This window comes from Achromobacter spanius, from assembly GCF_003994415.1.
Lineage (GTDB): Bacteria > Pseudomonadota > Gammaproteobacteria > Burkholderiales > Burkholderiaceae_B > Achromobacter > Achromobacter spanius_C.
Map to the genome: position 1 here is coordinate 2785560 of NZ_CP034689.1, position 23207 is coordinate 2808766.

The 23207-nt window shown below is 62.9% G+C and carries 23 protein-coding genes; 20 read left to right on the top strand and 3 right to left on the bottom strand.

Annotated features, from left to right (window positions below):
- Window positions 1–604: 604 nt before the first annotated feature.
- The 18 genes from rpsB (at window position 605) to ELS24_RS12950 (ending at window position 17370) form a co-directional block, all read left to right on the top strand.
- Window positions 605–1354 carry a 30S ribosomal protein S2 gene (gene rpsB / locus ELS24_RS12865; protein ID WP_050446560.1) on the top strand — a complete coding sequence of 250 codons (750 nt, stop codon included), beginning with the start codon at window positions 605–607 and terminating at the stop codon, window positions 1352–1354.
- 181 nt (window positions 1355–1535) lie between these two features.
- The gene (gene tsf, locus ELS24_RS12870; RefSeq protein ID WP_050446559.1) at window positions 1536–2414 is read left to right on the top strand and encodes a translation elongation factor Ts; all 879 of its coding nucleotides are present in this window, start codon (window positions 1536–1538) and stop codon (window positions 2412–2414) included.
- Between the two features lie 177 nt (window positions 2415–2591).
- Complete coding sequence (gene pyrH, locus ELS24_RS12875; RefSeq protein ID WP_006219097.1) at window positions 2592–3308, top strand: UMP kinase; 717 nt, start codon at window positions 2592–2594, stop codon at window positions 3306–3308.
- A gap of 15 nt (window positions 3309–3323) precedes the next feature.
- Window positions 3324–3884, top strand: coding sequence for a ribosome recycling factor (frr, locus tag ELS24_RS12880; RefSeq protein ID WP_050446558.1), 561 nt, complete (start codon window positions 3324–3326; stop codon window positions 3882–3884).
- 177 nt (window positions 3885–4061) lie between these two features.
- Complete coding sequence (gene uppS, locus ELS24_RS12885; protein ID WP_050446557.1) at window positions 4062–4826, top strand: polyprenyl diphosphate synthase; 765 nt, start codon at window positions 4062–4064, stop codon at window positions 4824–4826.
- 52 nt (window positions 4827–4878) lie between these two features.
- Complete coding sequence (locus ELS24_RS12890) at window positions 4879–5736, top strand: phosphatidate cytidylyltransferase (RefSeq protein ID WP_127184329.1); 858 nt, start codon at window positions 4879–4881, stop codon at window positions 5734–5736.
- Window positions 5733–6932, top strand: coding sequence for a 1-deoxy-D-xylulose-5-phosphate reductoisomerase (locus ELS24_RS12895; protein ID WP_127184330.1), 1200 nt, complete (start codon window positions 5733–5735; stop codon window positions 6930–6932). The genes ELS24_RS12890 and ELS24_RS12895 overlap by 4 nt, the downstream gene beginning before the upstream one ends.
- A gap of 43 nt (window positions 6933–6975) precedes the next feature.
- Complete coding sequence (gene rseP / locus ELS24_RS12900) at window positions 6976–8307, top strand: RIP metalloprotease RseP (protein WP_050446554.1); 1332 nt, start codon at window positions 6976–6978, stop codon at window positions 8305–8307.
- A gap of 53 nt (window positions 8308–8360) precedes the next feature.
- Window positions 8361–10694: an outer membrane protein assembly factor BamA gene (bamA, locus tag ELS24_RS12905; protein WP_127184331.1), complete on the top strand. Its 2334-nt coding sequence runs from the start codon at window positions 8361–8363 to the stop codon at window positions 10692–10694.
- Between the two features lie 108 nt (window positions 10695–10802).
- Window positions 10803–11363: an OmpH family outer membrane protein gene (locus ELS24_RS12910; protein ID WP_006219105.1), complete on the top strand. Its 561-nt coding sequence runs from the start codon at window positions 10803–10805 to the stop codon at window positions 11361–11363.
- A gap of 17 nt (window positions 11364–11380) precedes the next feature.
- Entirely contained in the window at window positions 11381–12478 is a 1098-nt protein-coding gene (lpxD, locus tag ELS24_RS12915) for a UDP-3-O-(3-hydroxymyristoyl)glucosamine N-acyltransferase (protein WP_050446552.1), read from the top strand.
- Window positions 12479–12545: 67 nt separating this feature from the next.
- Window positions 12546–13001: a 3-hydroxyacyl-ACP dehydratase FabZ gene (fabZ, locus tag ELS24_RS12920; protein WP_050446551.1), complete on the top strand. Its 456-nt coding sequence runs from the start codon at window positions 12546–12548 to the stop codon at window positions 12999–13001.
- Window positions 13002–13796, top strand: a complete 795-nt coding sequence (gene lpxA, locus ELS24_RS12925) for an acyl-ACP--UDP-N-acetylglucosamine O-acyltransferase (RefSeq protein ID WP_050446550.1) — start codon at window positions 13002–13004, stop codon at window positions 13794–13796.
- Window positions 13793–14989, top strand: coding sequence for a lipid-A-disaccharide synthase (gene lpxB, locus ELS24_RS12930; RefSeq protein WP_127184332.1), 1197 nt, complete (start codon window positions 13793–13795; stop codon window positions 14987–14989). The genes lpxA and lpxB overlap by 4 nt, the downstream gene beginning before the upstream one ends.
- The gene (rnhB, locus tag ELS24_RS12935) at window positions 14976–15584 is read left to right on the top strand and encodes a ribonuclease HII (RefSeq protein ID WP_050446548.1); all 609 of its coding nucleotides are present in this window, start codon (window positions 14976–14978) and stop codon (window positions 15582–15584) included. Before lpxB ends, rnhB begins: the two co-directional genes overlap by 14 nt.
- Window positions 15581–16369 carry a TrmH family RNA methyltransferase gene (locus tag ELS24_RS12940; protein WP_127184333.1) on the top strand — a complete coding sequence of 263 codons (789 nt, stop codon included), beginning with the start codon at window positions 15581–15583 and terminating at the stop codon, window positions 16367–16369. Before rnhB ends, ELS24_RS12940 begins: the two co-directional genes overlap by 4 nt.
- A gap of 105 nt (window positions 16370–16474) precedes the next feature.
- Entirely contained in the window at window positions 16475–16903 is a 429-nt protein-coding gene (locus ELS24_RS12945) for a hypothetical protein (protein WP_050446546.1), read from the top strand.
- The gene (locus tag ELS24_RS12950) at window positions 16900–17370 is read left to right on the top strand and encodes a DUF2846 domain-containing protein (RefSeq protein ID WP_127184334.1); all 471 of its coding nucleotides are present in this window, start codon (window positions 16900–16902) and stop codon (window positions 17368–17370) included. The genes ELS24_RS12945 and ELS24_RS12950 overlap by 4 nt, the downstream gene beginning before the upstream one ends.
- Before the next feature lie 30 nt (window positions 17371–17400).
- Here the strand turns inward: ELS24_RS12950 and ppsR are convergent, their stop codons facing one another.
- Window positions 17401–18228 (bottom strand): posphoenolpyruvate synthetase regulatory kinase/phosphorylase PpsR, encoded by an 828-nt coding sequence (gene ppsR, locus ELS24_RS12955; protein WP_050446544.1) that lies wholly within the window; start codon window positions 18226–18228, stop codon window positions 17401–17403.
- Window positions 18229–18408: 180 nt separating this feature from the next.
- Here ppsR and ppsA point away from each other — a divergent pair, with 180 nt between their 5' ends.
- Entirely contained in the window at window positions 18409–20775 is a 2367-nt protein-coding gene (gene ppsA, locus ELS24_RS12960; RefSeq protein ID WP_050446543.1) for a phosphoenolpyruvate synthase, read from the top strand.
- 95 nt (window positions 20776–20870) lie between these two features.
- Here the strand turns inward: ppsA and ELS24_RS12965 are convergent, their stop codons facing one another.
- Together ELS24_RS12965 and ELS24_RS12970 are read right to left on the bottom strand one after the other, a co-directional pair.
- Entirely contained in the window at window positions 20871–21746 is an 876-nt protein-coding gene (locus ELS24_RS12965) for a bifunctional transcriptional activator/DNA repair enzyme AdaA (RefSeq protein ID WP_127184335.1), read from the bottom strand.
- 94 nt (window positions 21747–21840) lie between these two features.
- Entirely contained in the window at window positions 21841–22578 is a 738-nt protein-coding gene (locus tag ELS24_RS12970) for a glutamine amidotransferase (RefSeq protein WP_127184336.1), read from the bottom strand.
- 168 nt (window positions 22579–22746) lie between these two features.
- On the opposite strand from ELS24_RS12970, the gene ELS24_RS12975 reads away from it, so the two are divergent.
- Entirely contained in the window at window positions 22747–23184 is a 438-nt protein-coding gene (locus ELS24_RS12975) for an NfeD family protein (protein ID WP_050446540.1), read from the top strand.
- Window positions 23185–23207: the final 23 nt, after the last annotated feature.

A 23207-nucleotide genomic window follows, 5' to 3' on the forward strand; every position in this document is an offset into this window, starting at 1 on the left:
ATGAGATCGGCGGCAAGCCCTGAAGTTTCACCGCAAGCGAAGGTTGTGGAGCGAAATCGGGCAGGCTGTCAGGTTCTGAGGCGCAGCGGGCGGGGTGATGACGGGCCGGGAGTCTGAAGTGGAATTGGCTGGAATCTTACCCAAGCCGGGGCACGGCGTGCTTGTAAGCTCGGTCATGTTTTTGAGCGGCGATGCAGGTTCGGTATGGGCGCCAGATTAAGTTCTTGAAAACCTTCGGGTTTTTTGAAGAAATGCCCTGGTGGTCTGATGCGCAAGATGGCGTCAAGCCTGAATGCGAAGAGCTGGATTTCGCTGCCAACAAAACAAGTCCGGGTGCGCTGAACCCCGGAAACTTCCAGGAATTTCCTGGAGTGTCTGGCTCAGCGCCTGTGTATGCGGAACAAGCGTCAAGTGCAAGGCTCTCGTCGTGTCGGTCGTCTGGGTTTATCGCGGAAGCAGTAGTTTTATTGCGGCAGTGATCGGTCGGCCCGGTTAAAATTTTGTCCATCCCGCGTGTTGCGGGAAATCGCGCGTCTCACCACCCAGGGTGTCAGCCAGAGGCTGATGCAGGTGCGGCGCAAGAAATCAACCCTTGGAGAATTACATGTCTTTGATGCGCGAAATGCTGGAAGCGGGTGTCCACTTTGGTCACCAAACCCGTTACTGGAACCCCAAGATGGCTCCGTACATCTTCGGTCACCGCAACAAGATTCACATCATCAACCTGGAAAAGACGGTTGATAAGTACCAGGAAGCCACCAAGTTCGTGAAGCAGATCGCTGCTCGCGGCGGCAACATCCTGTTTGTCGGCACCAAGCGCGCTGCTCGCGAGCTGGTCGCCTCCGAAGCCGCCCGTTGCGGCATGCCCTTCGTCGACGCCCGCTGGCTCGGCGGCATGCTGACCAACTTCAAGACGGTCAAGACCTCGGTCAAGCGCCTGAAGGACATGGAAGTCGTCGTTGCCGAAGGCGGCGCCGAGCGCATGATCAAGAAGGAAGGCCTGCTGTTCCAACGCGAACTGGACAAGCTGAACAAGTCGATCGGCGGCATCAAGGACATGAACGGTCTGCCTGACGCCATGTTCGTCATCGACGTCGGCTACCACAAGATTGCCATCGCCGAAGCCAAGACGCTGGGTATCCCCGTGGTCGCCGTGGTTGACACCAACCACTCGCCCGACGGCATCGACTACGTCATCCCGGGTAACGATGACTCGGCCAAGGCCATCGCGCTGTACGCCAAGGGCATCGCCGACGCCGTGCTGGAAGGCCGCGAACAGAACATGAATGGTCTGGTCGAAGAGCTGGGTGAAGGTCAGGAAGAGTTCGTCGAAGTGCAGGACAACCAGGCCTAAGCCTGTTGTCATGTCCGGCGGTTAGTGTCCGGGAGCGGCTTTTGAAACAGAACCGCTCCCGCCTCGCCGGCACTGCGAAGGTGGGCTCCCATCTTCCTGGCCCGCCACTGGCGGGCGTCCCATCGAATCAAATCACTGCCCCGGCGAGCCGGGGCGTGTCTTAGCAAAATTTGGAGCAAACATGGCTGAAATTACCGCTGCCCTGGTCAAGGAACTGCGCGAGAAGACCGACGCGCCCATGATGGAGTGCAAGAAGGCCTTGACGGAAGCCGAAGGCGACCTGGTTCGCGCCGAGGAAATCCTGCGCGTCAAGCTGGGCAACAAGGCCAGCAAGGCCGCTGCCCGCGTCACCGCCGAAGGCCTGATCGGTCTGTTCATCTCCGCCGATGCCAAGCAAGGCGCCGTCGTTGAAATCAACTGCGAAACCGACTTCGTCGCCAAGAACGACGACTTCGTCGGCTTCGTGAACAAGCTGGCTGAACTGGTCGCCACGCAGAACCCGGCCGACGTCGCCGCTCTGTCGGCCCTGCCGTTCGGTGAAGGCACCGTTGAAACGACCCGCACCGCCCTGATCGGCAAGATCGGCGAAAACATCTCGATCCGCCGCTTCGAGCGCATCGAGACGCCGAACGCGCTGGCCAGCTACGTGCACGGCGGCAAGATCGGCGTGCTGGTGGAATACTCCGGCGCCGAGGAAGTGGGCAAGGACCTGGCGATGCACATTGCCGCCACCAAGCCCAAGGCCCTGAACGCCGACGGCGTGAACCCTGCCGACATCGCCGCCGAGCGTTCGGTCGCCGAGCAGAAGGCCGCCGAATCCGGCAAGCCGGCTGATATCGTGGCCAAGATGGTTGAAGGTTCGGTCGCCAAGTTCCTGAAGGAAGTGACCCTGCTGTCGCAACCTTTCGTCAAGAACGACAAGCACACGGTCGAACAGCACCTGAAGGCCAATGGCGCTTCGATCAGCAAGTTCGTGCTGTTCGTTGTCGGCGAAGGTATCGAGAAGAAGACCAGCGACTTTGCCGCTGAGGTTGCCGCTGCCGCCGCCGGCGCAGCCTAACCTTCAGGGGTAGTGCTTAAAGGCCGGCACTAGATTAAATTCTAGTCCGGCCTTTTTACGCCGCGATGCCGGTTCTCAGGGGGAAACCTCCTGGGCAGAGCGTGAACTCGCGGCATTGAGGGGGTTCCCTCATTCTTGTCTTACACTTTCGTCGGATTGTTCTTCGGGATATCACCTATGAGCAGCAGAGCATACAAACGGGTTCTTCTCAAACTTTCCGGCGAGGCGCTGATGGGCGAGGATGCTTTTGGCATCAATCGTTCCACCATCGTCCGCATGACCGATGAGATCGCCGAAGTCGCCGCCACCGGCGTCGAACTGGCCATCGTCATCGGCGGAGGTAACATTTTCCGTGGCGTCGCCCCGGGTGCGCAGGGCATGGACCGCGCCACCGCCGACTACATGGGCATGATGGCCACCATCATGAACGCGCTTGCGCTGCAAGACGCGCTCAAGCACAAGGGGATCGACACCCGCGTACAATCGGCCCTGAACATCGATCAGGTCGTCGAACCCTACATCCGCCCGAAGGCTTTGCGTTACCTCGAAGAGGGCAAGGTCGTCATCTTCGCCGCGGGCACGGGCAACCCCTTCTTCACGACCGACACTGCCGCCGCCTTGCGTGGCGCCGAAATCGGCGCGGAGATCGTGTTGAAAGCCACCAAAGTGGACGGCATCTACAGCGCGGATCCCAACAAGGATCCCACCGCGACGCGCTATGCGCGGATCAGCTTCGATGAAGCGATCGTGCGCCGTCTGGAAGTCATGGACGCCACGGCCTTCGCGCTGTGCCGTGACCAGAAACTGCCGATCAAAGTGTTTTCGATCAATAAGTCCGGCGCGCTCAAGCGAGTGGTCAGCGGCGAAGACGAAGGCACGTTGGTACACGTTTAAAGAAAAGGAAATTTCATGAGCGCAGCAGAAATCCGCAAATCCGCCGAAGCCAGGATGGCCAAGTCGCTTGATACGCTCAAGATCAACCTGGGCAAGATCCGGACGGGCCGCGCCCACACCGGCATCCTGGACCACGTACAGGTTGACTACTACGGTTCGCCCGTGCCGGTCGGTCAGGTCGCCAACGTCAACCTCGTGGACGCCCGCACCATCAGCGTGCAGCCCTACGAAAAGCAGATGGCTGGCCCGATCGAAAAGGCAATCCGTGAATCGGATCTGGGCCTGAACCCGATCTCGATGGGCGACACCATCCGCGTGCCGATGCCGGCCCTGACCGAAGAGCGCCGCCGTGACCTGACCAAGGTCGTGCGCAGCGAAGGCGAAGACGCCAAGATCGCCGTGCGCAACCTGCGCCGTGAAGCGAACGAAGCGTTGAAGAAGCTGGTCAAGGACAAGGAAATCTCCGAGGACGACGAGCGTCGCGCCCAGGACGATGTCCAAAAGCTGACCGATCGCTCCGTGGCGGACATCGACAAGATGGTCGTTCAGAAAGAAGCGGAAATCATGACCGTATAATCCGTGATTGTTTCGGGGTAGTCGGCCAGGCCGTCTTCCCCGGCGTCAGGATTTTCTTGCCTATGCGCCGTCCTTACCATTGCTTCGCAGCACCGCTATGCAGCAATGGAACGACGGCGCAGGTTTTTCTACCGTATTTCTGATTTTCGCCGGCCTTCCGCGCGCAGCCCCACACCCATGGCAACCAGTTCGACCCAGGCGGTTCCCGATACTCGCGACATTCCCGAACACGTCGCCATCATCATGGATGGCAACGGGCGATGGGCTACGCGGCGGCTGCTGCCTCGTACGGCGGGCCATGCCAAGGGCGTGCAGGCCGTGCGCCGCGTGGTCGAGGCCTGTGGGCGTGCCGGGGTGCGTTACCTGACGTTGTTCGCCTTCAGTTCCGAGAACTGGCGCCGACCCGCTGAAGAAGTCTCGTTGCTGATGCGCCTGTTCGTACAGGCGCTTGAGCGCGAGATCGGCAAGTTGGACGAGCAGGGCGTGCGGCTGCATGTCATTGGCGACCTGAGCGCGTTCGAACCCCGCCTGCAAGAGCTGATCGCGGCCGCGCAGGCACGCACCGCGCACAATGACCGCCTGCACCTGACGGTTGCCGCCAACTACGGCGGACGCTGGGATATTCTTCAGGCCACCCGCGCAATGCTTGCCGCCGAGCCCGGGCTGGCGTCCCACCCCGAGCAAGTCAATGAAGATCGGCTGGCGCGGCATCTGTCGATGTCTTGGGCGCCTGAACCCGATCTGTTCATCCGCACCGGCGGTGAACAGCGCATTTCCAATTTCCTGATCTGGCAGATGGCCTACGCGGAGTTCTACTTCACGGATCGCTATTGGCCGGATTTCGGCGCTGCTGAACTGCAAGCGGCTTTTGACTGGTATCGCACCCGCGAACGCCGCTTCGGCCGTACCAGCGCGCAAGTCAACGAAAGCGGCGAGCAGTAAGCAGACGGCGACAAGCGCGTCTTTCCAGAGCAGCACACGAGGAGACCGTCATATGTTGGGCCAGCGTATCGTTACCGCAGTCATCCTGTTGGCCATTCTGGCCGCCGCGATGATCAGCGCCAACCCCTGGTGGTTCGTCGCGTTGTTGGCCTTGGCCGCCGCGTGCGCCAACTGGGAATGGCTGCGCTTGACGCTGCCCCAGCCTCCGTCCCCCCTGATTTCCATCGGCGTTGCCGTGCTGCTGTTCGGCGGCATGCTGGCGCTTGCCTCGGCCTGGCTTGCTGGCGGCGGCGTGGGTTGGCGCGATCCGGCCTGGGTGATGCGCTATGTGGTGCCCGGGGTGGCCGCCGTCTGGCTGTTTGGCGGCGTTACCGCCGTGGTCCGTGGCCGTTCCGATGCGCCGCCCGCCAGCCTGGGCTGGTCCGTCTTTTCCGTACCCGCCGCCTTTGCCGCCTGGGCCGTGCTGGCGCAGATGTTCGTCGCGCGTGGCGCGGGCTTTGTGGTGTCGCTGCTGGCGCTGGTCTGGGTGGCCGACATTGCCGCGTATTTTGCCGGCCGCGCCTTCGGCAAGCGTAAGCTGGCCCCGCGCGTCAGTCCGGGCAAGACCATCGAAGGCGCCGTCGCCGGGGTGCTGGGCGCCGTGATCTGGATCGGGCTGTCCAGCCTGTGGGCCGGGTCGTTCGGCCACGCGCTGGTGGAACGCTGGACCTTCTGGCTGGCCCTGCCTATTGCCGCGCTGCTGGGCGTGGTGTCCATCGTGGGCGACTTGTTCGAATCGCTGCTCAAGCGCCGCGCGGGCCGCAAGGATTCCAGCACGCTGTTGCCCGGCCATGGCGGGGTGTATGACCGAATCGACGCGATTCTTCCGGTCGCGCCGTTTGCGCTAATTTTGTCTGGAGTGCTGTTTTGACGGTTTTTCAACGCGTCGTCGTGCTCGGGTCGACCGGATCGATCGGTGAAAGCACGCTGGATGTGATTGCCCGCCACCCCGAGCGCCTGGGGGTTTATGCGCTGTCCGCCCACAGCCGGATGGAGCGTCTGGCCGAGCAGGCGCTGGCCAGCCGCGCCGCTGTCGTGGTGGTGCCTGATGCCGCCGCCCGCAAGCGATTCATTGCCGCCTGGACGGGCTCCCAGCCCATGCCCGACATCCGGGTGGGCGCGCAGGCGCTGGCCGACACAGCGGCGGACCCGCAGTGCGATTCGGTCATGGCCGCCATCGTGGGCGCGGCCGGCTTGCCCGCCGCGCTGGCCGCCGCCCGTAGCGGCAAGCGTGTGTTGCTGGCCAACAAGGAAGCGCTGGTCGCCGCGGGCTCGCTCTTCATGCGGGCCGTGCGCGACAACGGCGCCGAACTGCTGCCCATCGATAGCGAACACAATGCCATTTTCCAGTGCCTGCCTCATGGCGGGCGGGCCCAAGCGCCCGATGCGCCCGCGCCAGGCGTACGCCGCCTGTTGCTGACGGCATCCGGCGGTCCGTTCCGGGGGCGCGATCTCGAAGACCTGCACGATGTGACCCCCGCTCAAGCCTGCGCCCACCCGAACTGGAGCATGGGCCGCAAGATCTCGGTGGACTCGGCGACCATGCTCAACAAGGGGCTGGAAGTGATTGAAGCGCATTGGCTGTTCGCCATGCCCGCCGACCGGATCGAAGTAGTGGTGCACCCGCAAAGCGTCGTGCATTCCATGGTCGAGTACGACGATGGATCCGTGCTGGCGCAGCTGGGCCAGCCCGACATGCGGACTCCTATTGCCTACGGGCTGGGCTTTCCTGAACGCCTGGAAAGCGGTGTCGGGCCACTGGATCTGACCCGACTTGGCCGTCTGGATTTCGAAAAACCTGATCTGGCCCGTTTTCCTTGCCTGGCCTTGTCCTTTGACGCCTTGCGGGCGGGGCAGGGCGCCTGCGTGGCGCTCAACGCCGCCAACGAAGTCGCCGTTGCCGCGTTCTTGGACGGCCGCCTCCCCTATACGTGGATTGCGCGCGTGATCGAAGCCACCCTGGAGTGGCAGGCGGGGCAAGCATCTGTTACGCTCAACAGTCTTGACGAAGTGCTCGCGCTGGATGCAGATGCGCGCACCTTCGCAGGTAACCTTGGGCTGGCCTGACGGCTGGCCCCGCTTGCTTCTGATTCCCTAGATCCCGATCCCCATGCTTTTCACCCTGCTGGCCTTTGCGGTAGCGCTTGGCTCACTGATCACCTTCCATGAGCTGGGACACTATTGGGTGGCCCGCTTGTGCGGCGTGAAAGTGCTGCGGTTCTCGTTGGGGTTCGGCAAGGTGATTCTGCGCCGCACGGACAAACATGGCACGGAATGGGCTGTGTCCGCCTTGCCGCTGGGCGGCTACGTCAAGATGCAGGATGACGCGCCCGCCGGCGCCACGCCGGCCGAGGCCGCCAGCGCGTTCAACAACAAGCCGGTCGGCCAGCGCATCGCCATCGTCGCGGCCGGCCCGCTATTCAACCTGATCCTTGCGGTAGTCCTGTATGCCGGCCTGAACCTGGCTGGCACGGACGAGCCGCAGGCCATCATCGCCCAACCCACGGCGGAATCACCCGCCGCGCAGGCCGGCCTGCTGGCCGGCGACCGCATCCTTGCCATCGACGGTCAAGAGGTCGCGTCGTGGTCAGACGCGCGCTGGCGCCTGATGGACGTCATGTCCTCCGGCGGCCGCGCGCAGGTCGAAGTCAGCACGCCGTCGGGCGCGGTCCAGCAGCGTGAATTGAACTTGCCGCCCAATGCCATGGATCCTTCCGCCGGCGACCCGCTTGCGGCGGCCGGTATCCGCCTGGCACAGCCCAAGCCGGGCGTGCGCGCCGTCAATGACGGCGGCGAAGGCCAGGCGGCCGGGCTGCGTGCCGGCGACACCATCGTCGCGATCAACGGCCAGCCCACGCCGGAAACCGGCTTGGTCATCAAGCAGATCCAGCAAAGCGCCGGCAAGACTCTGGCGCTGACCGTACTGCGCGACGGCGCCAATATCTCGCTGAATGTCACGCCGCGTCCCGAAATGGTGAACGGCCAGGAAATCGGGCGCCTTGGCGTCCAGTTGGGCGGCGACGTGCCCATGGTGACCGTGCGCTATGGTCTGTTCGAAAGCGTATGGCTAGGCGCGGTGCGCACCTGGGATACGGCCTGGTTTTCGCTGCGCATGATGGGCCGCATGGTCACGGGTGATGTTTCGTGGCGCAATATCAGCGGGCCGGTCACCATCGCCGACTACGCCGGCCAGACCGCCAGAATCGGCATTGTTGCGTATATCGCCTATATTGCTTTGATCAGTATCAGCCTGGGCGTATTAAATTTGCTTCCCATTCCTATGCTGGACGGCGGCCATCTGCTGTACTATCTCGTCGAAATTGTGCGGGGTAGCCCGCCGCCAGCGAGGTGGATCGATATTGGACAGCGCGCCGGCATAGGTTTATTGGCAGGCCTCATGGGGCTTGCGCTGTTTAACGATTTCACGCGTTTATTCACCTAATCGCGATTTAGCATAAAATCCCCCGCCATTTGCACGACCGAGGATAGTCAAGGATGTCTTTTCGCCGGATGTTTCATCACAAAAAGGGTGTACTGCCGGGTCTGATCGCCGCATTAATGCTGCCGGCCATGGCCCAAGCCTTCGACCCTTTTGTCGTGCGGGATATCCGCGTAGAAGGTATTCAACGGACTGACGCCGGTACCGTTTTCGGTTATCTCCCCGTGAAGGTGGGCGAGAAATTCACCGAAGAAGAAGCGACCGAGGCCATCCGCCGCCTGTATGGCACGGGTTTTTTCACCGACGTGCAGATCCAGACGGACAACAACGTTGTTGTCGTCGTGGTGCAGGAACGGCCGACGATCGCCTCCGTTAATTTCAACGGCATGCGCGAATTCGATTCCAAGGCGATCACCACGTCGCTGCAGCAGGTCGGTTTCGCCGAAGGTCGCATTTTCGACCGATCCATGCTCGAACGCGCGGAATACGAACTGAAGCAGCAATACCTGTCCAAGGGCAAGTACGGCGTCGAAGTGACGTCCACCGTGACGCCGCTGCCGCGCAACCGCGTCGGCGTGAGCTTTGACGTGTTTGAAGGTGATGTCGCTCGAATCCAGGAAATCCGCTTCGTGGGCAACAAGGCTTTCTCGGAAAGCGACCTGCTCGACGAATTCAAGCTGACCACCCCGGGCTGGCTGACCTGGTATACGGATACCGACAAGTATTCCCGCGAAAAGCTCGAAGGCGACCTGGAAACCCTGCGCTCGTTCTACCTGGACCAGGGTTACCTGGAGTTTTCCGTCGAGCCTCCGCAGGTCACGATTTCGCCCGACCGCAAAGATATCCGCATCACGATCACCGTCCACGAAGGCGAACCCTACAAGGTGCGCAGCGTGAAGCTGGCCGGCAATCTGCTGGGCCTGGACAAGGAAATCAACGCACTGGTGCAGGTCAAGCCGGACGAGACCTTCTCGGCCGCCAAGGCCAACAATTCCGCCAAGGCCATTACCGATTACCTGGGTGAACTGGGCTACGCCTTCGCCAACGTCAACCCGAACCCGCAACTGGACCGCGCCAAGCACGAAGCCGACCTGACGTTCTACGTCGATCCGAGCCGCCGCGTTTACGTGCGCCGTATCCAGATCGGGGGCAACACCCGTACGCGCGACGAAGTCGTGCGCCGCGAAATGCGCCAGCAGGAAGCTGCCTGGTACGACGCCAAGGACATCAAGACGTCCCGCGACCGCGTCGACCGCCTGGGCTATTTCAGCGACGTCAACGTCAAGACGGATCCGGTTCCGGGCTCGCCCGACCAGGTCGACGTGAACGTCGACGTGAAAGAAAAGCCCACCGGCATGATCAACCTGGGCGTGGGCTACGGCTCGTCTGAAAAGGCGATTCTGTCGGCCGGTATCAGCGAAGACAACGTATTCGGCAGCGGCACCAACCTGACGCTGCAATTGAATACCAGCAAGACCAACCGCGCGATCGTGCTGTCGCACACGGACCCGTACTGGACCAAGGACGGCATCAGCCGCACCACGTCCGCGTACTACCGTGTGACCGAGCCCTGGAACAACAACGACGGTGATTACCGCGTCAAGGCCATCGGCCTGGGTATGAACTTCGGTGTTCCGATTTCCGAGTACGACCGGATCTTCCTGGGCGCGAACTTCGAGCACAACCAGATCGATCTGTTCACGAACTCGCCGCAGGCCTACAGGGACTTTGTGGGGCAGTACGGCGATTCGACCAACTCGGTCATCTTCAGCACCGGCTGGTCCAAGGACACCCGTGACAGCGCCTTGGCGCCCACCAGTGGTTCGTACACGCGTCTGAAGGCCGACGTGTCCACGGTGGACCTGCAATACACCATGCTGACGGGTCAGCAGCAGTATTTCCTGCCCTTGGGCGGTTCCTATACCTTGGCCTTGAACGGCATGGTGGATTGGGGCCGCAGCTACGGCAGCAAGGACTACCCGGTCATCAAGAACGTCTATGCCGGCGGTATCGGTACCGTGCGCGGCTACGAAGGCTCGTCGCTGGGTCCGCGCGATACGCTCACGGGCGATTATCTGGGCGGCACGCGCCGTATCGTCGCCAACGCCCAGTTGTATCTGCCGTTCCCGGGCGCCACCAAGGACCGCACGCTGCGCTGGTTCATCTTCAGCGATGCGGGCCAGGTTGCCGCCGGCAGTGGTCTGAGCTGCACCCGCGGCCGCGACAACACCGAGGTCGAAGATCCTTGCGGCTGGCGTTTCTCGGCCGGTATCGGCCTGTCGTGGCAGTCGCCGATGGGGCCGTTGCAGTTGTCTTACGCTCGTCCGCTCAACTCCAAGCAAGGCGACGACAAGCAAAGCTTCCAGTTCCAGATCGGGACCGGATTCTAAGCGCGCCGTTACGCTTGAAAACAAGGGAGGGGTCCCGTGGGCCGGCTCCCTTGCTGTTTAGTGGCACAATACACACTTTGGCTTTGCCTTACGGAAGGTGAGATTTTCATGATGTCTGATTTCGCACTTAAATCATCGAATACGCCGCGCGCCAAGCGCCGTGGCAAGCTGGGCGGCTCCATTGCCCTGGTGGGTGCGCTCATTCTCGGTTCGGCTGCTGCGATTCCCGCGCAGGCTCAAAATACCAAGATCGGCTTCGTCAACACTGAACGGATTCTGCGTGAATCGGGTCCGGCCAAGACGGCGCAAAGCAAGATCGAAGCCGAATTCAAGAAGCGCGACGACGAACTCCAGCGCCTGAACAACAGCCTGCGTTCGCAAGCCGAGAAGTTCGACAAGGACGCCCCCGTGCTGTCGGAGTCGGATCGCGTCAAGCGCCAGCGCGAGCTGTCCAATCTGGATACCGACCTGCAACGCAAGCGTCGCGAATTCCAAGAAGACTTCAATCGCCGCCGCAATGAAGAATTCTCGGGCATCGTGACGAAGGCCAATGAGGCCATCAAGCGTATCGCCGAGCAAGAAAACTACGACCTGATCATCCAGGACGCCGTGACGGTCAACCCGCGCATCGACATCACCGACAAGGTGATTCAGAGCCTGGGCAAGTAAGCAGTACCCGTCGCACCATGCCGGTTTTACTGGATCTTGCTCGCGCGCCCACCCTTGAAGCACTGTTGAGCGCCGCCAATACCCAGGGTATGGACTGGCGCGTCAGCGCGCCTCCCGGGGCGCAACCTTTAAGGGTTTGCGGCATCGGTACGTTGTCTTCGGCGAGTAGCCGGGAAATTACCTTCCTGGCCAACCCCCGCTATCAGAGCCAACTTGGGTCCACCCAGGCCGGAGCGGTCATCGTCTCGGCCGATGTGGCCGAGACGCTGGAAGCCGATGGCGCCGAGCGGCCGCCTTTTGCGCTGGTCGTTTGCAAGCATCCCTATCTGCTTTACGCCCGTGTGGCGCAATGGTTCGACGCCGCGCGTCGGCCGGCGCTGCCGGGTTCCACGCATCCTTCCGCTGTCATCGCGCCTGATGCCGTCCTTGAAGAGGGCGTGCGCGTTGGCCCTAATTGCGTGGTGGAGGCCGGTGCGCGCATCGGCCGCGACACGATTCTTGGGCCGGGCTGCGTGGTGGGAGTGGGCTCGTCCATCGGTGCGGGCAGCCGCCTGCACGCACACGTCACCCTTTACGAGGGCGTGAAAGTGGGCGAACGGGCCATCATCCACAGCGGCGTCGTGCTGGGCGCGGACGGTTTCGGCTTTGCGCCGGACCCTACGCTAGGGCAGGGCGCGTGGGGCAAGATTCCCCAACTGGGTGGCGTGTCGGTGGGCAACGATGTCGAAATCGGGGCCAATACCACCATCGACCGGGGAGCCCTGGACGACACCGTGGTGTCCGACGGCGTCAAGCTGGACAACCAGATCATGGTGGCGCATAACGTGCGCATCGGCGCGCATACGGCGGTCGCGGCATGCGTCGGCATCGCAGGGTCCACGACCATCGGCGAACGCTGCACCATCGGCGGCGCCGCGATGCTGTCCGGCCATTTGACCTTGGGCGACGACGTACACATTTCAGGTGGTACGGCGGTTACGTCCAGCATTAGCAAGCCAGGCCGCTATACGGGCGTGTTCCCGTATGCCGAGCATGGTGAATGGCAGCGCAACGCCGCCGTGATACAACAGTTGGCGCAACTGCGCCGCCGCGTGCGCACGCTCGAAAAAGATTAAGGGGCGCGATTGCCGCCTCGGCGTGCACGCGCCAGAATAATTTCATCTCGCAGGAAAGCATAGAAAAATGGAACTCGACATCAAGGGGATCATGGAGAGGCTGCCGCATCGTTATCCGATGCTGCTGATTGATCGCGTCGTCGAAATGGTGCCCGGCAAATCTATCGTCGCCATCAAGAATGTCTCGATCAATGAACCGTTTTTCAATGGCCACTTTCCCCATCATCCGGTGATGCCGGGCGTGCTCATCGTGGAAGCCATGGCCCAGGCCTCGGCGCTGTTCTCGTTTACTGACGAAAACGGCGGGCTGAAGTGCGATAGCTCCAAGACTGCCTACTACCTGGTTGGCGTCGATGGCGCGCGCTTCCGCCGTCCTGTGGTGCCTGGCGATCAGCTGCGCCTTGAAGTCGAAGCCGAACGCCTGAGCCGCAGCATCTGTAAGTACGCTGCGCGTGCAACGGTTGACGGACAGGAAGTCGCGTCCGCCAAGCTGATGTGCGCGATTCGCAGCCTGGAAGAGTAAATGGCAGGAAACATCCATCCTACCGCTGTCGTTGATCCGGCGGCAAAGATCGACCCGAGCGCCGTGATCGGCCCGTTTGCCGTGGTGGGACCAGACGTCACCATCGGCGCCGGCACCGAGATCGGTCCGTATTGCATAGTCGATGGCGTGACCACCATCGGGCGCGACAATCGTTTTTATCGCTACTGCTCGATCGGCGGCATGCCGCAAGACAAGAAGTATGCAGGCGAAAAAACGCGCTTGACGATTGGCGACCGCAATACCGTGCGCGAATTTGTCACGCTGAACACGGGTACTGTGCAGGATGGCGGCGAAACCACGCTGGGCAGCGATAACTGGATCATGGCGTATGTGCACGTTGCCCATGATTGCCACGTGGGTAACCACACGATCCTGGCCAACGCGGTGCAACTGGGCGGCCACGTGCACGTGGGCGACTGGGCCATCATCGGTGGCCTGACCGGTGTGCATCAATTTGCGCGTGTGGGCGCGCACACGATGACGGGCGGCAACAGTTCGCTCATGCAGGACTCGCCGCCTTTCGTGCTGGCGGCCGGCAATCCGTGCCGCCCCGTTGGCATCAACGTCGAAGGCTTGAAGCGCCGCGGCTTTACGCCCGTGATGATTTCGGCCCTGCGCGAAGCCTACAAGATCATTTATCGCCGTGGCTTGCAGCTGGACGCGGCGCGCGCTGAATTGCACAAGCGCCAACAAGAAATTCCCGAAGCGGCCGAGCACCTGCAAACGCTGCTCGATTTTCTGGACGTCGCATCGCGCGGCATCATTCGTCCATGAACACGCGGATCGGCATGGTGGCCGGCGAGCCTTCGGGCGACTTGCTGGCCGGTCGTATCATTGCCGGTCTGCAAGCGCGCGACGCTGGCGTGCGCTGCGAAGGCATAGGCGGGCCGCAAATGCAGGCGCGCGAATTCGATACCTGGCATCCCATGCATGCGCTGACCGTGTTCGGCTACGTCGATGCACTGAAGCGTCTGCCCAGCTTGCTTTCCACCTATCGCGACGTTAAACGACGCTGGCTGGCCGAGCCGCCCAAGGTGTTCGTGGGCATCGACGCGCCTGACTTCAATTTGCGGCTCGAGCATCAACTGCGCCTGGCCGGTACGCCCACGGTGCATTTCGTGGGGCCGTCCATCTGGGCGTGGCGCTATGAACGCATCCACAAGATCCGTGAGTCGGTGTCGCACATGCTGGTGCTGTTCCCGTTCGAGGAAGAGATCTACCGGAAGGAAAACATTCCGGTGACCTATGTGGGCCACCCGCTTGCCGGCGCCATTCCGATGCAGCCGGACCGCGCCGCCGCGCGCGCAAGCCTGGGTATCGACCCGACTGCGCGTGTGCTGGCGATTCTGCCCGGCAGCCGTTCGTCCGAGATTCGCCTGCTGGCGCCGCGCTTTCTTCAAGCGGCGCAATTGCTGCTGAAGAAAGATCCCACCTTGCAGTGCGTCGTACCCATGGTCAACGATCAGCGGCGCGCCGAATTCCAGGCAATTCTGGCCGAGCACCCCGTGCCCGGCCTGCGCTGCATTACCGCTGACGATCTGCACGGTGCCGGTGGCGATCGCAAGGCCCCGGTGGCATGGTCCGTCATGGAAGCGGCCAACGCCGTGCTGGTGGCCAGCGGCACGGCCACGCTCGAAACCGCGCTGTACAAGCGGCCCATGGTGATTTCCTATGTGTTGTCGTCGTGGATGCGCCGCATCATGACGTGGAAGTCGGGGCAGCAACGGCCGTATCTGCCGTGGGTGGGGCTGCCCAACGTGTTGCTGCGCGACTTCGCCGTGCCTGAATTGCTGCAAGACGATGCCACGCCTGAAAAGCTGGCGGAGGCTTGTTGGGCGTCCTTGACTGACGATGCGTTGATTGCCCGCGTCGAGGCCCGCTTTACCGCCATGCACCAGGAGTTGCTGCGCGACACGCCAGCCCTGGCGGCCCAGGCGATCCTGGAGGTGGCGGGTGGAGCAGCCTGACCTGTTCGCGGCCCCGGTGCAGCCCGCCATGGTGACTGCCGGCGTTGACGAGGCGGGCCGTGGCCCGTTGGCGGGCGCCGTCTATGCGGCGGCGGTGATCCTGAACCCCGCGCGGCCCATCACCGGGCTGGCGGATTCCAAGGTGCTGAAGGCGGCCACCCGCGAAGCCCTGGCGCTTGAAATCCAGGAATACGCCTTGGCCTGGTGCGTGGCCAGCGCCAGCGTAGAAGAGATCGACACCCTGAATATTCTGCGCGCCACCATGTTGGCGATGCAGCGGGCAGTGCAGGGGCTGTCCATACCGGCGCAGCTTGCGCTGGTGGACGGCAACCAGGCGCCCAAGCTGGGCTGCACGGTGCAGACCGTCATCAAGGGCGATGCCCTGGTGCCCGCCATTTCGGCGGCTTCCATCCTGGCCAAGACCGCGCGCGACGCCGATCTGCTGCGCCTGCACAGCTTGTATCCGCAATATGCCTTCGACCAGCACAAGGGCTACGGCACCGCGCTGCACCTGCAAATGCTGCGCGAACATGGGCCCTGCGCCGAACATCGGCGCAGTTTTGCGCCCATCAAGGCATTCGGCCTGGCGACATGAAGCACATCAGTTCCCGCGAGAACCCAGCCGTCAAGGCCCTGGCCAAGCTGGCCGGCACGGCCGGCAAGCGCGGTGCGCCCGTCCTGCTTGATGGCGTGCACCTGTGCCAAGCCTGGTTGCAGCACCATGGCGCGCCCGATCAAGCGATTTTCGACGTTGATCGCCTGTCCCAGCCCGACATCGCCGCGCTTGCGGCTGCCGTGCCGGACGCGCGCTGCCTGGCGCTGGACGCGCGGCTGATGCAATCCTTGGCTAGCGTGGAAAGCGGGCAGGGGGTGGCGTTCCTGGTTACGCCGCCCGTTCTGGACATGCCGGTCACCGTGGAAGAGAACTGCGTTTTGTTCGATCGGATCCAGGATCCCGGCAACGTTGGCACCTTGCTGCGCACCTGTGCCGCAGCCGGTGTGAAGCGGGTGTTTCTGGCAACCGGCACGGCGGCCGCCTGGTCGCCGAAAGTCTTGCGCAGCGGGCAGGGCGCCCATTTTTCGCTGTCCATCCACGAGCACGTTGACCTGACCGATCTGCTTGCGCAGTTGCGGGTGCCCTTGGTGGCCACGGCCCTGGATGGCGCGCAAAACCTGTATTCAGGAAGCCTGCCCCAACGGTGTGCGTGGGTTTTCGGGCATGAAGGCCAAGGCGTGGCGCCGGCGCTGCTGGCCGCGGCCAGCCTCAAGGTCTGCATCCCGCATGACATGGACGCGGTCGAGTCCTTGAACGTGGGCGCGGCGGCCGCGGTTTGCCTGTTCGAGCAACGCCGTCAGGCCTTGACCGCTTCGCCCGGCTGATACGCGCCATCCAGCACCGCCGTACCGGACTCTGTCGCGACGCGGCATGTTTTGTAAAAGTCCGTCGTACTCATATACTTCGCGCTTTGCAAATCCGAGGTGGCTATGGCGTCATCGCTGTTTCATAGATTTCAGGTGCGCTTTGCGCGGCGCGCGCAGGGCCTGCTGCTGGCGTCTTGCGTCGTCGCGCTGGCGGGATGCATGTCGGTCAGCACGCAGAAGATCGGCATGGTTCCCGTGGCCGCGGCAGATCCCGTCTATACGATTCAACTCTCCAGGCTGGTCATCGCGGCGTTGCCGAACGAAAGCAGCGTAACGCTGCGGGCGGGCTCACAGTGGCGCCGTGTGGGCGCCTTGCCGCAGGGCGATGTCTACCGCGCCCAGGATGGCTTGTTCACGATTCAAACCCGGCGCCAGGGCGAGGCCTATCTGGTTGCCTCGTCTGGCCGACTGCTCGGTTTTTACTTGCCGGGCGAAAGCGCATACCTGCCGCTTACCCGTCCTGTGACTTTGCCCGTGGAGATGCGTCAATGAAGTCGTGGTTCAAAGGCTTGGCGGCAGCCGCCATCGTCACCGTGCTGGCGGGTTGCGCCGGAGGCAAGTATGAAGCGCTGCAAGGCAGCATCCCGCCTATTGCGCAGGGAAATGGCCGCATCTATTTCTATCAGCCGCAGGCGGCCAATCTGGCAGCCGCGCAGCAGAAGATGCGCGTCAATGGTGAAGTGGTCGGGCGTAACAAGCCGGGCGCGTTCTTCTTTGTTGACCGGCCTGCTGGCAGCTACGTCGTCACCAACCTGTACTGGACCGGCGACGGCGTGAGCTTCATGCTGGACCCCGGCCAGTCGCGCTATATCCGGGTCATGGCCGAGGTGTATGGCGCCACGGGGGCCGTGGGCAATCTGTCGATGCGCCTGGTTGATCCGCCCGAACTGGCGGAAAGCGAAATGCGCGGCCTGCGCTATTGGGGGGCTGCCAGCCCCGAACGGGTGCCAGGCCTGTAAGGCAATGAGCGGTCAACCCGCTCAGCCCGCTCAACCCCGATCCAGCCCCACTTCCTGCAGCACCGTCGTGGCGATCTCTTCGATTGACTTGGTGGTGCTGGACAGCCACGAAATGCCCTCGCGGCGCATCATGCGTTCGGCTTCGGCCACTTCGTAGCGGCACTGCTCAAGCTGCGCATAGCGGCTGTTGGGACGGCGTTCGTTACGCACTTCGGCCAGGCGTTCGGGCTGGATGGACAGGCCGAACAGCTTGCCGCGGTGCGGAGCGATGGTTGAGGGCAGGGTGCCGCGCTCGAAGTCATCAGGCGTCAGCGGGAAGTTGGCAGCCTTGATGGCGTACTGCATGGCCAGGTACAGGCTGGTGGGCGTCTTGCCGCAGCGCGACACGCCCACCAGGATGACGTCGGCCTGGTCCAGTTGATTGACGAACTGGCCATCGTCATGCGCCAGGCTGAAATTGATGGCGTCGATCCGGGTGCGGTATTTCTCGGAATTGGCCTGCATGTGCGAGCGGCCGATGGAATGGCTGGACTTCAAGCCCAGCGCCTGTTCGATATGGCTGACGAAGGTGCCGAACAGGTCCATGAAAATGCCGTTCGCCTGGCGAACACGCGCCAGGATCTCGGGGTTGACCAGGGTGCTGAACACGATGGGGGGCACGCCGGCTTCAAGCGCGCTGCGGTCGATGCGCATGGCGACCTCGGCCGCCTTTTCCAGTGTGTCGACAAAAGGCAGCCGGATCGGCTTGAATTCCACCTCTTCGAACTGGGACAGCACCGACTGGCTGAAGGTCTCGGCGGTGATGCCGGTACTGTCGGAAACGATGTATACCGTGCGTGCGATCGGGGTAGATGTCATGTGTAAAAAATTCCAACCAGTCAGATAGCCGAGGGTACTCCACCGAGTACAATCAGGCCCCTATAAGTCACCCCAAGGGCGGTCCAAGGCCAGTTTGGTCAGCGTCTGAAAAAGCGGAATTTTCCGCCGATTCGTGCTTTGACCTAACTCGCTTTCATTCCATTGTAAAAGGTGACTTCAATGTCGTATGTTGTTTTGTTCGAGCAGCTCCGCATGACGGACGTGGACTCGGTAGGAGGCAAGAACGCATCACTAGGCGAAATGATCAGCCAGCTGTCTGGCGCGGGCGTCCGCGTGCCGGGCGGCTTTGCCACGACCGCCGACGCTTTCCGCGATTTCCTGAAAGCCTCGGGCCTGGACCAGCGCATTGCTGAACGCCTGACCACGCTGAACCCCGAAGACGTGCGCGAACTGGCCAACGCCGGCGCGCAGATCCGCCAATGGATCGTCGAAGCGCCGTTCTCGGCTGAATTCGAAGCACAAATCCGTGCAGCCTTTGCCAAGCTCGACGCTGACGGCAAGGGCTCGTTTGCCGTGCGCTCGTCCGCCACGGCGGAAGATCTGCCCGACGCGTCCTTCGCCGGCCAGCAGGAAACCTTCCTGAACGTCGTGGGCATCGACGACGTGCTGGACAAGATCCGCCACGTGTTCGCGTCGCTGTACAACGACCGCGCCATTTCCTATCGCGTGCACAAGGGTTACGCCCACGCCGATGTGGCCTTGTCGGCCGGCATCCAGCGCATGGTGCGTTCCGACAAGGGCAGCGCCGGCGTCATGTTCACCATCGACACCGAATCGGGTTTTGAAGACGTCGTGTTCATCACGTCGTCCTATGGCCTGGGCGAAACCGTGGTGCAAGGCGCCGTCAACCCCGACGAGTTCTACGTCTTCAAGCCCACGCTGGCGCAAGGCAAGTTCCCCATCGTTGGCCGCCGCATTGGCTCCAAGCTGATCAAGATGGAATTCGACCCGGAGCGTCCGGAAGGCCGCGCCGTGCGTACCGTTGACGTGCCCGTGTCCGAGCGCAACCGCTATTCGCTGACCGACGACGAGGTCAATGAACTGGCCCGCTACGCGGTCATCATCGAACAGCACTACAAGCGCCCGATGGACATCGAATGGGGCCGTGATGGTGTCGACGGCAAGATCTACATCCTGCAAGCGCGCCCGGAAACGGTGAAGTCGCAGCAAGGCGTGAACGATGTGCAGCAACGCTACCGCCTGAAGGCCACCGGCCAGGTCCTGATCACCGGCCGCGCAATCGGCCAGAAGATCGGCGCAGGCCCCGTGCGCGTGGTGGGCGACATCTCCGACATGGACAAGGTCCAGCCGGGCGACGTGCTGGTCACCGACATGACGGATCCCAACTGGGAACCTGTGATGAAGCGTGCCGCGGCCATCGTGACGAACCGTGGCGGCCGTACCTGCCACGCCGCGATCATCGCGCGCGAGCTGGGCATTCCGGCTGTCGTGGGTTGCGGTAACGCCACCGACCTGCTGAAGGAAGGTCAGGCCGTGACCGTGTCTTGCGCGGAAGGCGACGAAGGCCGCATCTATGACGGCCTGATCGAAACCGAAGTGGAAGAAGTGCGCCGTGGCGAAATGCCCGCCATCGATCTGAAGATCATGATGAACGTGGGCAACCCGCAACTGGCCTTCGACTTCGCGCAGATCCCGAACGGCGGCGTCGGCCTGGCGCGCCTGGAATTCATCATCAACAACAACATCGGCATCCACCCGAAGGCAGTCCTGGACTACCCGAATGTGGACGGCGAACTGAAGAAGGCCGTGGAATCGGCTGCCCGTGGGCACGCCAGCCCGCGCGCGTTCTTCGTTGAAAAGATGGCGGAAGGCGTGGCGACGATTGCCGCCGCGTTCTACCCCAAGCCGGTCATCGTGCGCATGTCGGACTTCAAGTCCAACGAATACCGCAAGCTGGTGGGTGGTTCGCGCTACGAGCCCGAGGAAGAGAACCCCATGCTGGGCTTCCGTGGCGCATCGCGCTACATCGCCGAGGACTTCGCCGAGTGCTTCCGCATGGAATGCGAAGCGCTGAAGAAGGTTCGCGACGACATGGGCCTGACCAACGTTGAAATCATGGTGCCGTTCGTGCGCACGCTGGGTCAGGCCGAAAAGGTTGTGAACCTGCTGGCCAAGCACGGTCTGGCTCGCGGTGAAAACGGCCTGAAGCTGATCATGATGTGCGAAGTGCCGTCCAACGCCATCCTGGCCGATGAATTCCTGCAATTCTTCGACGGTTTCTCGATCGGTTCCAACGACATGACCCAGCTCACGCTGGGCCTGGACCGCGATTCCGGCATGGAGCTCCTGGCCGCTGACTTCGACGAACGCGACGAAGCCGTGAAGTTCATGCTGCGCCGCGCGATCAAGGCTTGCCTGGCCGCCAACAAGTACGTGGGTATCTGCGGCCAGGGCCCCAGCGACCACCCGGACTTCGCGCAATGGTTGAAGGACGAGGGCATTCTGTCGATGTCGCTCAACCCGGATACCGTTGTCGACACCTGGCAGCGCCTGGCCAAGCAATAAGCGGCTGGCAGTTCCAACAAAAAACCCCGCGTCCGATCAGGACGCGGGGTTTTTGCTTGTGGGCGCGAAGAACGGGCGCGAAGAACGGGCGTGTATTAGGCCGCTTTCAATTCACGCGCGATCAATTCGCGCTTGCGGTCGATGCCCCAGCGGTAACCCGCCATCGACCCGTCGGTGCGTACCACGCGGTGGCAGGGAATGGCCAGCGCGATGCTGTTGGTGGCGCAAGCGCGCGCCACCGCGCGTACGGCGCGGGGCGCACCGATGCGTTCGGCCACCTGCGTGTACGTGGCCGTAGTGCCCACGGGAATGTCCCGCAACGCTTCCCACACACGGTGCTGAAAGGCGGTGCCGCGCACGTCCAATGGCAGGTCCAGCCCGCGCGACGGGTCTTCGACGAAGCTCACCACGGCGGCCACCCAGGTTTCGAACTCAGCGTCCGCGCCGATCAGGCGGGCGGCCTTGAAGCGGTCTTGCAGGTTACGAACCAATTGTTCGGGGTCGGCGTCCAGCGATATGTCGCAGATGCCCGTGCCGGTGGCCGCCACCAGCAGCGCGCCCAGCGAACATTGCGCCACGGCGAAGCGGATGTCGATGCCGGCGCCGTTCTTGCGAAAGGCGGTGGGGGTCATGCCCAGAATGGCGGGGGCGGCTTCGTAGAACCGGCCGCTGGAGTTGAAGCCCGCGTCGTACATGGCGTCGGTGACGCTGGCGCTGCTTTCAAGTTGCTGGCGCGCCCGGGCAGCGCGCAGCGCGTTGGCGTAGGCCTTGGGCGTAACACCCGTGGCCGCCTTGAACACGCGGTGAAAGTGAAAGCGGCTCATGCCGGCTTGTTCGGCCAGCGTGGTCAGGTCGGGCGGCTGCTCCGCCTCAAGGGCGCGGCAGGCGCGTTCGACCACGCTGGCGTGTTGCTTGCTTAACGAGGCGGCGGCGGATTGCTGTGTGCTCGAGGGGGCTGCGGCGGGGCTCATCGATGACTCCTGACATGCGCGTAATGGATTGCGCTTTAGGTTCATGGTCTCAGGCGCCGTCCAGCCCCGCACTCCGGATGTTGCGCGCGGCCGCTCAGGCGGGCGCGTAGGCGTCCAGGAAGCGGCGCAGCAGCTCGCCCGCCACGGGGGTGGCGCGCACGTTGGCCGTCAAGTCGGGCATGTCGAGGTTTTCGGCGGCGTAACGGCGGCTGTAGCGGTCCAGATGGGCCCGAACAAAATCAGGGCCGAATTCGGGATGGAACTGGGTGGAAAAGACGTTGCGGCCGATGCGGATCATCTGGTGCTCGTCCAGGTCCGAACGCGCCAGCACGGCCGAGCCGGGCGGCGGTTGCAGCACGGTCTGGGCATGCAGCATCTGCGCGGGAAAGGTGCGGGGCAGGCCAGCCAGCAGCTTGTCGCCGGAGGCTGGCGGCAGCAGTTCGACGGTTTGCGTGCCGACTTCGCGGCCCGCCGGGTTATAGCCCACCTTGCCGCCCAACGCATACGCCAGCAACTGGTGGCCGTAGCACACGCCGAACATGGGGAGTTCTGCCGCTGCCGCTTCGCGCAACCAGGCGGCGGTGTCTTCGCTCCAGGGTTCCTTGTCCGTGACCATGGCGGGCGAACCCGTGATCAGCGCAGCGCGGTAGTGGGCGGGGGGCTGGGGGCGCTGGCCTTCATGCACCGAGACAATCTCGACGGCGTCGGCGGCCAGGCCAGCGGCTTCTTTCAATTGTTCGGCATAGCCGCCGAACTGGCTTTTAAGCATGTCTTCCGGATCGCCGGTGTGCAGGATCAAGACGGGCAGGGCAGGGGATATTGCAGCGGTCATGGATAGGTGTGCTTGGAATAGGCCGACACGGGCAATCCGGGTGGGATCGGCGCGCCAGGGCACATCATAATCCAGCGCAAATGTTCTTGATGTGGCCGCCTTACCCGTTGCGTCCCGGAAATACGTACAATCCGCACACGACTCATCCTTTCGGGCGGCATTACAACTATGTGGATCTGGCTGGGATTGGCCGCGCTGGCCCTTATCGGGGAATTGGCGACGGGTACTTTCTATCTGCTGCTGGTGGCCTTGGGGCTCGCGGCGGCAGGGGCCGCCGCCTGGTTTGGCAGTGGCCTGGAATGGCAATTGGTGGCGTGCGGCGTGGTGTTGCTGCTGGGCTTGCTGGTGTTGCGCAAGACACGCGTCTTGAAAAAGCGCGAAGTCAATTCCGCGCGTAACGCCGATGTGAATCTGGACATCGGCCAGACGGTTTCCGTGGATTCGTGGTCCGAACACGGCACCACCCGCGTCTGGTATCGCGGCGCCCATTGGCAGGCCGAACTGGCGCCGGGGCAAGCACCCGCCGCTGGCGAATACATCATTACCGAACTGCGCGGTTCGACCCTGGTGCTGACGCCCCTGGGCGCGCCGGGTACGGCTAGGTAGAACCGGACCGCGCCACGCGCGGT